Annotated in this window: 14 protein-coding genes; 9 read left to right on the forward strand and 5 right to left on the reverse strand. The window is 68.9% G+C overall.

Annotated features, from left to right (window positions below):
* The 5 genes from DRV85_RS00005 to DRV85_RS00025 all read right to left on the reverse strand — a co-directional run.
* Positions 1 to 241, reverse strand: a 241-nt coding sequence (locus DRV85_RS00005; RefSeq protein WP_199525714.1) for a hypothetical protein, incomplete at its 3' end; no start/stop codon positions are given.
* Complete coding sequence (locus DRV85_RS00010; protein WP_113287749.1) at positions 238 to 636, reverse strand: ExbD/TolR family protein; 399 nt, start codon at positions 634 to 636, stop codon at positions 238 to 240. The genes DRV85_RS00005 and DRV85_RS00010, both read right to left, overlap by 4 nt.
* Positions 637 to 641: 5 nt before the next feature.
* Positions 642 to 1,061, reverse strand: coding sequence for an ExbD/TolR family protein (locus tag DRV85_RS00015; protein ID WP_113287387.1), 420 nt, complete (start codon positions 1,059 to 1,061; stop codon positions 642 to 644).
* A gap of 22 nt (positions 1,062 to 1,083) precedes the next feature.
* A complete protein-coding gene (locus DRV85_RS00020; RefSeq protein WP_113287388.1) occupies positions 1,084 to 1,704 on the reverse strand; it encodes a MotA/TolQ/ExbB proton channel family protein in 621 nt (206 codons plus the stop codon).
* Positions 1,705 to 1,707: 3 nt separating this feature from the next.
* Complete coding sequence (locus DRV85_RS00025) at positions 1,708 to 2,145, reverse strand: hypothetical protein (RefSeq protein ID WP_338066939.1); 438 nt, start codon at positions 2,143 to 2,145, stop codon at positions 1,708 to 1,710.
* Between the two features lie 172 nt (positions 2,146 to 2,317).
* Here DRV85_RS00025 and tssA point away from each other — a divergent pair, with 172 nt between their 5' ends.
* The 9 genes from tssA to tssH all read left to right on the forward strand — a co-directional run bounded on the left by tssA (position 2,318) and on the right by tssH (position 13,019).
* Positions 2,318 to 3,334, forward strand: coding sequence for a type VI secretion system protein TssA (gene tssA, locus DRV85_RS00030; RefSeq protein ID WP_113287390.1), 1,017 nt, complete (start codon positions 2,318 to 2,320; stop codon positions 3,332 to 3,334).
* A 59-nt stretch (positions 3,335 to 3,393) separates the two neighbouring features.
* Entirely contained in the window at positions 3,394 to 3,909 is a 516-nt protein-coding gene (tssB, locus tag DRV85_RS00035) for a type VI secretion system contractile sheath small subunit (protein WP_113287391.1), read from the forward strand.
* A gap of 3 nt (positions 3,910 to 3,912) precedes the next feature.
* Positions 3,913 to 5,409: a type VI secretion system contractile sheath large subunit gene (tssC, locus tag DRV85_RS00040; RefSeq protein WP_113287392.1), complete on the forward strand. Its 1,497-nt coding sequence runs from the start codon at positions 3,913 to 3,915 to the stop codon at positions 5,407 to 5,409.
* Positions 5,410 to 5,494: 85 nt separating this feature from the next.
* Complete coding sequence (locus DRV85_RS00045) at positions 5,495 to 5,977, forward strand: Hcp family type VI secretion system effector (RefSeq protein ID WP_113287393.1); 483 nt, start codon at positions 5,495 to 5,497, stop codon at positions 5,975 to 5,977.
* Positions 5,978 to 6,056: 79 nt separating this feature from the next.
* On the forward strand, positions 6,057 to 6,896 hold the full coding sequence (locus DRV85_RS00050; protein WP_113287394.1) for a type VI secretion system accessory protein TagJ: 840 nt from the start codon (positions 6,057 to 6,059) through the stop codon (positions 6,894 to 6,896).
* Positions 6,889 to 7,386, forward strand: a complete 498-nt coding sequence (gene tssE, locus DRV85_RS00055) for a type VI secretion system baseplate subunit TssE (RefSeq protein WP_113287750.1) — start codon at positions 6,889 to 6,891, stop codon at positions 7,384 to 7,386. Before DRV85_RS00050 ends, tssE begins: the two co-directional genes overlap by 8 nt.
* A 6-nt stretch (positions 7,387 to 7,392) precedes the next feature.
* Positions 7,393 to 9,273: a type VI secretion system baseplate subunit TssF gene (gene tssF / locus DRV85_RS00060; protein WP_113287395.1), complete on the forward strand. Its 1,881-nt coding sequence runs from the start codon at positions 7,393 to 7,395 to the stop codon at positions 9,271 to 9,273.
* Complete coding sequence (gene tssG / locus DRV85_RS00065) at positions 9,237 to 10,274, forward strand: type VI secretion system baseplate subunit TssG (RefSeq protein ID WP_113287396.1); 1,038 nt, start codon at positions 9,237 to 9,239, stop codon at positions 10,272 to 10,274. Before tssF ends, tssG begins: the two co-directional genes overlap by 37 nt.
* 33 nt (positions 10,275 to 10,307) lie before the next feature.
* On the forward strand, positions 10,308 to 13,019 hold the full coding sequence (gene tssH / locus DRV85_RS00070) for a type VI secretion system ATPase TssH (protein ID WP_113287397.1): 2,712 nt from the start codon (positions 10,308 to 10,310) through the stop codon (positions 13,017 to 13,019).
* Positions 13,020 to 13,031 lie beyond the last annotated feature (12 nt).

Genomic DNA, 13,031 nt, shown 5'->3' on the forward strand with positions numbered 1-13,031 from the left:
CCCCGCCGAGCCGCGCCGCCGTGCGCTCCGCCTCGGCGCCGGGCTCCGCGGGTGGCGTGCGCGCTTCCGCCTCGGCGCGCGGCACGCGGTAGGCGGCGATGTCCAGCCGCGTCTCCGGCGGGGGCGGATCGGGCGGCGGTGCGGGCGCGATCGCCGCCGCGACCAGCGCCAGCAACAGGGCGTTGCCCAGCACCGAGGCGGCAAGCCCGCCCGCCCAGAGCGTGCCCGGACCTTTGCTCACGGTGCCTCGCCCGGCGTGACGATCAGGACCACGTGCCCGGCGCCCAGCCTTTCGATGCGCGACACCAGCGGCAGCACATGGCGCAATTCCGCCTCGCGGTGGGCATTGAGGCGGATCAGGGTGGCCGGCGCAGCGTCCAGTTCGGCGGCGATGCGCGCGAGCAGCGCCTCCCGTTCGAGCGGCTCGGCGTCGAGGGCAAGACGGCCGTCACGCGCGACCGAGATCGTGAGGCCGCCGCCCGGCATCTGCTCGCCGCCGGCGCTCTCCGCCGGTAGCACCTCGAACGGGGCGGTCGCGTCGAAGCGGCCGACCAGCAGGAAGAAGACCAGCAGGAAGAAGACCACGTCGATCAGCGCGATGATCGGTTCCGGCGTGTCCCGCGGGGCGCGGCGCATGAGCTTCACGGGGCGCCCTCCGGCCGGATGACGGCGAGACGGCGCACGCCGGCCGCGCGCAGCGTTTCGGTCAGCGACACGAGCGCCTGGAGAGGCGCCCGCGCCGACGGGAGGATCACGACCTGCCGCTCCGGGGCCGCGGCCACCTCGGCGCGCAGCGCCGCCGCGTCGAGCGGCCGGCCGCGCAGATGGGCGCTGCCGTCCGCGTCGAGCCGCACGAGCAGCGGGGTGGCGCGCGCCGCTCCGGGCTCCGAGGGCGGCTCGGGCGCCATTGCCGTCTGCGTGCCGGGCCGCGCGAGCGGCATCATCCGGAGATTCAGGAAGGTCGACGTCACCATGAAGAAGATCAGCATGATCATCAGCACGTCGATCATCGACACGAGCGACGGGCCTGCCAGCGGTCTTGCACGTCTTGTCAGTCGCACCGCACCTCTCCCGCGCGGTCGGTCATCGGCCCGGCGGCGCCTCCGCCATCAGCCGGCCGACCGCGGCCTCGATCTCTTCGCCCGCGCGTTCGACGCGCGCGTTGAGCAATGCTGCGGCCACGGCCGCGGGGATCGCCACGAGAAGCCCTGCGGCGGTCGTCAGCAGCGCCTGCCAGATCCCGTCGGCCAGCATCGCCGCGTTCGCGGCGCCCTCGGCCATCGCAAGATCCTGAAAGGCGCGTATCATCCCCAGCACCGTGCCCAGCAGCCCCAGCAGCGGGCTGATCATCGCGGTCAGTTCGAGCAGGCGGATGTGTCGGTACATCCGCGCCATCTCGGCGTTGCCGCGCCACTCGAGCCGGGCGTCGAGCGCGGCGCGCGGCTGACCCTCCTTGAGGCCCGCCATGGCCTCGCGCAGCAGGCGATCGGCGGGGCTGTCGCCTGCCTCGGTCTCGCGCAGCGCCGCGTGCCGGTCTCCCGAATGCCAAAGCTCGAGCGCCGCCGCGCGCCGCTCGCGCCCGCCCAGCACGCCGCGCAGTTGCGCGGCTTTCGCCCCGATCAGGCCAAGCGAGCCGAGCGAGATCAGCGCGAGAAGCGCCACGATCGGGCCGCCCTGGGACAGCGTGGCGAGAAGGCCCCCCATGGTCTATTCGACGAATCGCGCGGAGGTTCTGCTCACCAGTTCCATCAGTCCGAAGCAGTCGGCCGGCCCTTCGTTCTGCGCGTTGCAGGCCGTCATGTCGTGCAGCAGCACCTCCGAGATCGAATCGCAGGCGATCTCCGGTATCTCGAAGAGCTTCAGCGTGGTGCGGCCGGCGGGCAGGGGGGCCGCGTCGATCGTGAGCAGCCGGTCGATCACGCCCCTCGCGTCGAGGATGGCGAGCGACATCTCGAAGCCGTCGAAGGTCCGCTCGCCCCGGTTGCGGAACAGGAAGAAGGCGCGGCAGCCGCCCTCCTCCCCGGCTTCGAACTTGTTGAGCTCGACGGTCAGGGGCCGCTCCTGCGCCTGCGCCTGGGGCCCCCAGACCGCGAGCGCGGTCCCGACGATCACGACGAGCATCGCCGTTCTGGTCGCGTATCGCACGGCTGTCTCCTCCCTGTGCATCCGTATCAAGCCACGCGACCCTTCGCGCGGTCAAGGCCGGCGCCGGGCCGCCCGCAGGATTTACGTAACGGTAGATTTGTCAGTCATTTCTGATAGCATCCTGCCACGCATTCAGATTCCAGAGCCGCTGCCGGTTCCGCCGAGGTAGAAGTTGGACGACCTTTTGAAGACCCACGGCGAGGACGCCCCGAGTGGTCCGAACCTCGAATACGAGCCAGTCTTCGCCGAGATGGAGATCGCGGCGCAACCCGGAGAAGAGCGCCAGATGGGCGACGCCGTGATCGAGGCCGAAGACCCCGACTATCAGACCGTGGCCGCCAAGGCGCGCGAGGTACTCGCGCTCAGCCACGATCTGCGCGCGGCGGTCTATCTGGCCCAGGCCGAGCTGAACACCACCGGACTGGCCGGTTTCGCCGATGTCATGGGATACATCCGCTACTGTCTCGAAGAGCACTGGGAGACCTGTCATCCGCAGCTCGACGCCGAGGACGACGACGATCCCACGATGCGGGTGAACGCCGTTCTGGGGCTTGCCGGCGCCGACACGGTGATCCGCGCGCTGCGCCGTGCGCCGCTGACGCAGAGCCCGGCGTTCGGCCGCTTCGCGCTGCGCGACATCGAGATCGCCGAGGGCGAGATCGAACCGCGCGAGGGGGAGGCGGCGCCCGACGCCTCCAGCATCGGCGCGGCCGTTCAGGACACGCCCGAGGACGTGCGAGAGTCGCTGGCCGAGGCCGCCCACCGCGCGCTCGACCATGCCAAGGCGATCGACGCGGTCTTTCAGACCAGTCTGCCCGGCGAAGGGCCGGAGCTCGCGCCGCTTCTGCGCACGCTGGGCAAGATCGTCACCCATGTCGGCGCAGCCTCCCCGGAGGCGGCTTCGGAGGAGGAAGAGGCCGGTGTCGCGGACGGGGGCGACGCGCCGCAGCCCGCGCGCGGCGGCGTGCCGGGGCGGCTGGAGAGCCAGCGCGACGTTCTCGCCGCGCTCGACGCGATCACCGACTACTACGCCCGCCGCGAGCCCTCGAGTCCCGTGCCGCTTCTGATGAAGCGGGCGCGCCGCCTCGTGGGGGCCGATTTCCTCACCATCATCGAGGACATGGCGCCGGCCGGGCGCGAGAACGTCACGCTCGTCGGAGGGATCACGGAAACCGAAAGCGAGGGCTGAACCGGAACGGCCCCAGCCGACCGCGCCACCAGGCTGCTGGCAAAGACAGGGAGTAACAGATGTCAAGCTCACAGAAGTTCATCGCGCGCAACCGCGCGCCACGGGTGCAGATCGAATACGACGTCGAGCTCTACGGCGCCGAGAAGAAGGTGCAGCTGCCCTTCGTGATGGGCGTCATGGCCGATCTGGCCGGCAAGTCCGAGGTGGAGCAGCCCGGCGTGGCGGACCGCAAGTTCCTCGAGATCGACGTGGACAACTTCGACAGCAGGATGAAGGCGATGAAGCCGCGGGTCGCCTTTTCGGTGCCCAACACGCTGACGGGGGAGGGCAACCTCTCGGTCGATATCAGCTTCGAGAGCATGGACGATTTCTCGCCCGGCCGCATCGCCGAGAAGGTGGAGCCCCTCAAGAAGCTGCTCGACGCGCGCAACGAGCTCAACAACCTGATGACCTACATGGACGGCAAGCCGGGCGCGGAGGAACTCGTCTCGAAGGCGCTCAACGACCCCGATCTGCTCAAGACGCTCGCCGCCCAGCCCGCGCCCGAGGGCGCCGAACAGGAGGAGAAGGAGTAAGCCATGGCCGAAGAAGCGACCCAGGCCGCCGAGTCGGCCGCGCAGGCCGAAGCCGGCGAGTCCGAATTCGAGAACCTCCTGCAGAAAGAGTTCCGGCCGCGGACCGATACCGCGCGCACGGCCGTCGAGTCGGCGGTCAAGACGCTGGCGCAGCAGGCGCTCGAGAACACCGCGCTGATTTCCGAGGACGTGCTGCACTCGATCGAGGCCATCAAGGCAGAGATCGACCGCAAGCTTTCGGAGCAGATCAACCTCATCATCCATCACGAGGAATACCAGCAGCTCGAGAGCGCCTGGCGCGGGCTGCACCATCTCGTCAACAACACCGAGACGGACGAGATGCTCAAGATCCGCGTGATGAACATCTCGAAGAAGGAGCTTCACAAGACGCTGCGCAAGTTCAAGGGCGCGGCCTGGGATCAGTCGCCGATCTTCAAGAAGCTCTACGAAGAGGAATACGGCCAGTTCGGGGGCGAGCCCTACGGCTGTCTCGTGGGCGACTACTACTTCAACCACAGCCCCCCGGACGTCGAGCTGCTGGGCGAGATGTCGAAGATCGCGGCCTCGGCGCATGCCCCCTTCCTTGCCGGCGCCGACCCTGCGCTCATGCAGTTCGAAAGCTGGCAGGAGCTCACCAACCCGCGCGATCTGACCAAGATCTTCCAGACGCCGGAATACGCCCAGTGGCGCAGCCTCCGCGAAAGCGAGGACAGCAAGTACGTGGGCCTCGCGATGCCGCGCTTCCTCGGCCGGCAGCCCTATGGCCCCGACAGCAACCCGGTGGAGGAGTTCGCCTTCGTCGAGGATACCGGCAACGCCGAGTCCGAGAAGTTCGCCTGGGTCAACGCCGCCTACGGCATGGCCACGAACATCACCCGCGCCTTCAAGGAATACGGCTGGTGCTCGCGCATCCGGGGGGTGGAATCGGGCGGCACGGTGGGCAACCTGCCGACCCATACCTTCCCCACGGACGATGGCGGCGTGGACATGAAATGCCCGACCGAAATCGCCATCGCCGACCGGCGCGAGGCGGAACTGGCCAAGGCGGGCCTGATGCCACTGATCCACCGCAAGAATTCGGACATGGCGACCTTCATCGGGGCGCAGTCCCTGCATCAGCCGGCGGAATACGAGGATCCCGACGCCACCGCCAACGCCAATCTGGCGGCGCGGCTTCCCTATCTCTTCGCGACCTGCCGTTTCGCCCACTATTTGAAGAAGATGGTCCGCGACAAGATCGGCTCCTACAAGAGCCGGGAAGACATGGAATACTGGTTGAACAACTGGATACTCCAGTATGTCGACGGCAGTCCGGAAACCTCCTCGGAAGAGTACAAGGCCACGCACCCGCTCGCCGCGGCCGAAGTGACCGTCGAGGAAGTCGAGGGGAATCCGGGCTACTACACGTCCAAGTTCTTCCTGCGGCCGCACTACCAGCTGGAGGGGCTGTCCGTGTCGCTCCGCCTGGTCTCGAAGCTTCCGTCGGAGAAGCAGGGATAACGCAGCCTCCGCGCCAGGGTCCGTGGGTGCTGGCGCGGGTCATATCAAGCGCGATGCAGCACGCGCACAATAACGGAGAGGGAAAATGGCCGTAGACATGTTTCTGTCGCTCAAGGGCATCAAGGGCGAGTCGAAGGACCAGAGTCACAAGGAATGGATCGATGTTCTGGCATGGTCCTGGGGGATGTCGCAGGGCGGCACGTTCCACCGCGGCGGCGGCGGCGGCGCAGGCAAGGTCGATGTCCAGGATCTTTCGGTGACCGGGTGGTATGAAAAGTCCACCCCGCTTCTGATGGACAAATGCGCCACTGGCGGTCACATCACCGAGGGCGAGCTCATCGTGCGCAAGGCCGGTGGCAAGCAGGTGGCGTACATCAGGTACAAGTTCACCGACATCCTGGTCACATTCGTCTCGACCGGCGGATCGGGCGGCGAAGAGCAGCTGACGGTGAACTTCGGGCTGAATTTCGCCAAGGTCTCGACGGAGTATTACGAGCAGAAGCCCGATGGCAGCGTCGGGCCGGCGATCCCGTTCGGCTACGACATGCGCGAGAACGTCAAGGTCTGAGCGCTTTCGGAATACCGCATCGCCGTTGCGCGCCGCGTCGTGGCGATGCTTTCCCTGGGGGATCGAAGGGAGTCGCGGCATGACGGCGAACGCGACGGATCACTTGCGGGCCGGGGATCTGGCCGGCGCGCTCTCGGCGCTGCAGGATCAGGTCCGCGCCCGTCCCGAGGACGCGAGGCTGCGGATTTTCCTGTTCCAGCTGCTGTGCGTGCTGGGCGACTGGCAGCGTGCCGTCGCGCAGCTCAAGGTCTGTGCGCAGCTCGACGCCGAGGCGGTCACCATGGCGCAGACCTATCGGGAGGCGATCGTCTGCGAGGTGTTTCGCGAAAAGGTCTTCGCCGGCGAGAAGGAGCCGCTGATCTTTGGCCAGCCGCAGGAATGGACCGTGCTCCTCGTCCATGCTCTGGGCGCGCTCGCCCGCGGACAGGCCGAGGAGGCCGCCGATCTGCGCGCCCGCGCCTTCGAGGCCGCGCCCGCCACACCGGGCACGCTGAACGACACCGATTTCGACTGGATCGCCGATGCCGACATGCGGCTCGGGCCGGTGCTCGAGATCATTATCAACGGCCGCTACACTTGGCTGCCCTTCGATCACGTCGCGTCGATCCGGGCCGAGCCGCCGGCCGACCTGCGCGACGCGGTCTGGATGCCGGTCGAGCTGACGCTTCAGAACGGGGGCGAATTCGTCGCGCTGATCCCCACGCGCTATCCGGCGACGGTTGCCGCGGGATCTGACGCGGAGAAGCTCGCGCGCGCGACCTCGTGGCAGGACGCGGGCGCGGAGACCTTCACCGGCCTGGGCCAGCGGCTTCTGGCGACCGATGCGGGCGATACCGCGCTGATGGATCTCCGCCACCTTCAGCTTCGGCCGGTCGTGGATGCCGGTCCACAGCCCGACGGGGCGGCCGCCGATGGCTGACAAGACGATCACGGAGCGGTTGCAGCCCTCGCTGCTGGACCGTCTCACCGATCACGCGCCGGGGGCGGGGTCCGAGAGTCGCGAGGCTCGCGTGATCGATGTCCGGCGGCTGCGCGACATCATCCGCCGCGACCTGTCGTGGCTGCTCAACACCGCCGACATGGGCAGCGCGCTGGACGCGCGGGCCTTTCCGCAAACGGCGCGCTCGGTTCTGAACTATGGCCTGCCGGAGGTGGCCGGGGACTATTCGACCGTCGGGCGGGTCGAGCGCATTCGGAAGACCATCCGAACGGCGATCGAGCGTTTCGAGCCGCGGATCGACCCTCGGACGCTCGACGTGGTGGAGCGCCCTTCGGAAAGCCGCAGCGGCGCGACGATCCTCTTCGACATCGTGGCGGACATGTGGGCCGAGCCGATGCCGCTGGAACTCTACCTGCGTTCCGAGATCGACGTGACGACCGGGCACGTCGAACTCGAGCACAGGGCCTGACGGCTGATGGATACGCGCCTTCTCAAGCATTACGAGGCGGAGCTGGCCTATCTGCGGGAGATGGGCGCAGAGTTCGCGGCGGCCTATCCCAAGATCGCCGCGCGCCTCGGCATGGACGGCATCGAGGTGCTCGACCCCTATGTGGAGCGCCTGCTGGAGGGCGCGGCGTTTCTCACCGCGCGGGTCCAGCTCGAGCTGGAGCTGCAGTATCCGGCCTTCACCAGCCAGTTGCTCGAAATCGTCTATCCGCATTACCTCGCCCCCACCCCCTCGATGATGGTGGCCGAGCTTCAGCCCGACATGGAAAACTCGGCACTGGCCGAGGGCTTCGAGGTTCCCCGGCACACCGAGTTGCGCTCGTCGGTGATCGAGGGGGCGCAGAAAGCCTGCCGCTTCCGCACGGCGCAGGATGTCACGCTCTGGCCCGTGGAGATCGCCGAGGCGGAATACATCGACGGCCGCGGCGCGCTGGTGGCGGCGGGCGTGGTGCGCGATGCGCCGGGACGCGCCGCCATCCGGCTGCGCCTGCGCCGCGCCGCCGGGCTGCCGCTCGAGCCCCTGCCGCTCGACACGCTGACGCTCTTTCTGGGCGGAGAGGCCGCCTCGGGGGCCGCGCTGCTGGAACTGCTGGGCGCCGAGACCACCGCCGTCGTGACCCGCTCCACCGACAGGCGCGACGATTGGGTCGTTCCGGTGCCGGGCGGCGTCGTGCCCCGCGGGCTGGAGCGCGACGAGGCGCTTCTGCCGCTGCCGCGGGCGAGCTTTGACGGATACCGCCTCCTGCAGGAGTACTTCGCCATGCCCGAGCGGTTCCACTTCGTGGATCTGCGCGGGCTTCAGGGGGGCATCGCCCGCGCCAAGGGCTCCGAGATCGACATATACATCATCCTGCGCGACGGCCGTCCCGAACTCGCCCCGTCGATCACCGCCGAGGCGTTCAAGCTGCACTGCGTGCCGGCGGTCAATCTCTTCGAACGGCGCTGCGACCGCGTGCCGGTCGGTCCCGAGACCACGCGCCACCATGTCGTCGTCGACCGCACCGCCCCCATGGACTACGAGGTGCATTCGGTTCTCTCGGTCGTTGGCATCAGCAAGCACAGCAGCGAAGAGCGCGTCTTCCGGCCGTTCTATTCGAGCGACGCCTTCACCGCGGCCGGCAGCGGCGAGGAGGACGCCTATTTCGTGATCCAGCGCAAGCTGCGCGAGCGCAGCGAGCGCGAGCGCCTGCGTGGCCCGCGCACCGGCTACCTCGGCTCCGAGACCTATCTCTCGCTCGTGGATGCGGCGCAGGCGCCGCATGCGGCCGATCTGGCGCAGCTTGCCGTGCGGGCGCTCGTCACCAACCGCGACCTTCCGATCCTGATGTCGCTGGGCGCGGACGATCTCTTCCACCTTCCCTCGGGCGGGCCGGTCACGCGCATCCGCACGCCGGTCTCGCCCACCCGGCCGCGCCCGACCCTGGCTCAGGGCGAGGCGGCGTGGCGGCTGGTGAGCCATCTGAGCCTCAACTACCTGTCGATCGCCGACGACGAGGGCGGCGCCGCGGCGGCCGCCGCGCTGCGCGAGCTGATCGGCCTCTACGCCCCGCCCGAGGACCGCGCGCTCGCCAAGCAGCTCGACGGCATCACCGCCGTCGAGACGCGGCCGGTCGTGCGCCGCATGAGCGACGGGGTGATGTCCACGGCCGTGCGCGGCCTGCAGATCACCGTCACCTTCGACGAGTCGCTCTACGAGGGCAGCAGCGTCTACCGGCTGGGCGCCGTTCTGGAGAGCTTCTTCCGCAAATACGTGACTCTCAACAGTTTCACGGAAACCGTCATCGCCAGCCAACAACGCGGAGAGATCGCGCGATGGGCACCGAGAGCCGGGAAGAGGCGGATCATCTGACGCATCTTGCGCGGCTGGAACGCTTTCCCGAACGGCACCACGTCTTTCAGGCGCTTCGCATCATCGAGGCGCAGTATGCCGACAGCGCCCGGCTGGGGCGGTCACGCCGTCCGCGGCAGGACGCCGTGCGGCTCGGTCAGGCGCCGGAACTCGCCTATCCCGACACCACGCTGACGCGCTTTCGTCCCGCCGCCGACGGTCGGCCGGGCCAGCTTATCAATCTCTTCTTCGGTTTCTTCGGACCGCACGGGCCGCTGCCGCTGCATCTGACCGAATACGTCCGCGATCGTCTCCACAACGAGCGGGACGGCACGCTGGTGGCCTTCGCGAACATGCTGACCCACCGCCCGATGAGCCTGCTCTACCGGGCCTGGGTGACCGGACAGCCGGCCGCGAGCTTCGACCGCGGCCCGGGCGAGGGCATGGATGCGCAGGTGGCGGCGCTGGCGGGCTACGCCGGTCCCGCGCTGACGCGCCGCGACGCCATGCCGGACATGGCCAAGCGCCACTTCACCGCGATGCTGGGCGGGTCGCCCGCCAATGCCGAGGGGCTGGAGGCGATCCTGTCGTCCTTCTTCGACGCCGGGGTCGAGGTCGAGCAGTTCGTCGGCTCGTGGCTCGAGCTCGCGCCGGACGACCGCTGGCGGCTCGGCGCGCCCGCGACGCTCGGCGGCTCGGCCAGCCTGGGCAGCCGGGTCTGGTCGCGGATGGCGAAGTTCCGGCTGCGAGTCGGGCCGCTCGGGCTGGAGGCCTACCGTCGCCTGCTGCCGGGCGGGCCGGATCTGGCGCGGCTGGCGGCCATCGTGCGCAACCACGCGGGCGACGCGCTGGACTGGGACGTGAACCTCGTGCTGCGCGCCGACGAGGTGCCGGCGGCGCAACTGGGCGCGGACGCACGGCTCGGCCAGACGAGCTGGATCGGGACGCGGGCGGGCGGCCAGGATGCCGCCGATCTGTTCCTCGCGCCGGGGCGGGGCAACGTCGAGGCGGCTGTCGCCTGACGGCGCGCCCGAGCAAGGGGAGGGAGAGAAACGATGAGCGAGATCAGCCGTGTCGCACTGTTCGGCAAGCTCAACAAGGTGGGCTACCAGTCCATCGAGTCGGCCACCGTGTTCTGCAAGATGCGGGGCAACCCCTACGTCGAGATCGTTCACTGGATCGCGCAGCTTCTTCAGGTCGAAAACTGCGATGTCCAGAAGATCCTGCAGCATTACGAGATCGATCCCTCGCGCCTCTCGGCCGACGTCACCCGCGCGCTTGACGCTTTGCCGCGCGGCGCGAGCGCGATCAGCGACCTCTCCTCGCATCTTCAGGACGCGATGGAGCGGGCCTGGGTCTATGGCTCGCTGCTCTACAGCTCGAACCAGGTGCGCACCGGGCATCTGATCCTCGGCATGCTCAAGACGCCCGGTCTGCGGCAGATCCTGCTCAACATCTCGCGCGAGTTCGGCAAGATCGGCGCGGACGACCTCTCCGACAACTACGCCCGCATCACCGCGGGCTCGTCGGAGGAGTCGCTCGCGCCGCGTGACGGCTCGCGCACGGGCGGCGGCGCGGCGCCTGGCGAGGAGAGCCAGGCGATGCGGTCTCCTGCGCTGGGCGGGCAGGAGGCGCTGGATCAGTTCTGCACGGACCTTACGGAACAGGCGCGCAACGGCGAGATCGACCCGATCGTCGGCCGTGACGAGGAGATCCGGCAGATCGTGGACGTGCTCATGCGCCGCCGGCAGAACAATCCGATTCTCACCGGCGAGGCGGGCGTGGGCAAGACGGCGGTGGTCGAGGGCTTCGCCCTGCGCATCGCGCGGGGCGACGTGCCGCCCGCGCTGCGCGACGTGCGCCTGCTGGTTCTCGACGTGGGCCTTCTTCAGGCCGGCGCCTCGATGAAGGGGGAGTTCGAGAACCGGCTCAAGCAGGTGATCGAGGAGGTGCAGGCCAGCGACGTGCCGATCGTGATGTTCGTGGACGAGACGCACACCCTGGTGGGCGCCGGCGGCGCGGCCGGCACCGGCGACGCGGCCAACCTGCTCAAGCCGGCGCTCGCACGCGGCACGCTGCGCACCATCGGGGCCACGACCTGGGCCGAATACAAGAAGCACATCGAGAAGGATCCCGCGCTCACCCGCCGCTTTCAGGTGGTGCAGGTGGACGAGCCGGGGATCGACAAGGCGATCGTGATGATGCGCGGCATCGCCTCGATGCTCGAGTCGCACCACAAGGTGCAGGTGCTCGACGAAGGGATCGAGGCGGCGGTAACGCTGTCGGCGCGCTACATTCCCGCCCGGCAGCTTCCGGACAAGGCGGTGAGCGTGCTCGACACCGCCTGCGCCCGTGTCGCGGTCAGCCAGCACGCCGTGCCCGCGGAGGTCGACGACAGCCGCAAGCGGATCGACGCGCTGACCACCGAGCTGGAGATCATCGACCGCGACGAGACCGCCGGCTACGACGTGTCCGAGCGGCGCCACGCGATCCGGGAGCTGAAGGCCGAGGAGGAGGCGCGTCTGGCCGGGCTCGAGGACCGCTGGGAGGCGGAGAAGGCCGTCGTCTCGTCGATCCTCGATCTGCGTGCGCGGCTGCGCGAGGGCGGCGCGCCGGTGGACGCGCCCGACGCCGCCAGCCCCGAGGCGGCCGAGACGAGCCACCTCAGCGGCGCCGACCGCGACGCGCTTCTGGGAGAGCTCAAGGCGAAGAACGCCGAACTCGCGGAGCTGCAGGGCGAATCGCCGCTGATCCTGCCGATCGTGGACAGCCAGGCGGTGGCGAGCGTCGTGGGCGACTGGACCGGCATCCCGGTGGGCCGCATGATGCGCGACGAAGTGCAGACGGTGCTCGATCTCGAGCATCACCTGGCCAGGCGCGTGATCGGCCAGGACCACGCGATGAAGATGATCGCCAAGCGCATCCAGACCAGCCGCGCGGCCCTCGACAACCCGGACAAGCCGATCGGGGTCTTCCTGCTCGCCGGCACCTCGGGCGTGGGCAAGACCGAAACCGCGCTGGCGCTGGCCGAGGTGCTCTATGGCGGCGAGCAGAACGTCATCACGATCAACATGTCGGAGTATCAGGAGGCGCACACCGTCTCGAGCCTCAAGGGCGCGCCGCCGGGCTACGTGGGCTACGGCGAGGGCGGCGTGCTGACCGAGGCGGTGCGCCGCAAGCCCTATTCGGTCGTGCTGCTCGACGAGGTGGAAAAGGCCCACCCCGACGTGCACGAACTCTTCTTCCAGGTTTTCGACAAGGGCTTCATGGAGGACGGCGAGGGCCGGCGCATAGATTTCCGCAACACGCTGATCCTGTTGACCTCGAATGTCGGCTCCGATCTCATCATGGATCTCTGCGCGGATCCCGACCTGATGCCCGAGCCGGACGGGATCGCCAAGGCGCTGCGCGACCCGCTGCTCAAGGTCTTTCCGGCGGCGCTGCTCGGCCGTCTGGTGACGATCCCCTACTACCCGCTCTCGCCGGAGATGATCGGCCAGATCACCCGTCTGCAGCTCGACCGCATCCGGCGGCGGGTGGAGGAGACCCACGGCGTGCCCTTTTCCTATTCCGACGATGTGGTCGAGACGATCGTCTCGCGCTGTCAGGAGCTGGAGTCGGGCGGGCGCATGATCGACGCGATCGTGACCAACACGATGCTGCCCGACATCTCGGGCGAGTTCCTGCGGCGGATGATGGAGGGCGGCCGCGTGGCGCGCGTCGAGATCGGCGTCGAGGAGGGACAGTTCACCTATGCCTACGACTGACGGGCGCGCGCC

This window comes from Rhodosalinus halophilus, assembly GCF_003298775.1.
Lineage (GTDB): Bacteria > Pseudomonadota > Alphaproteobacteria > Rhodobacterales > Rhodobacteraceae > Rhodosalinus > Rhodosalinus halophilus.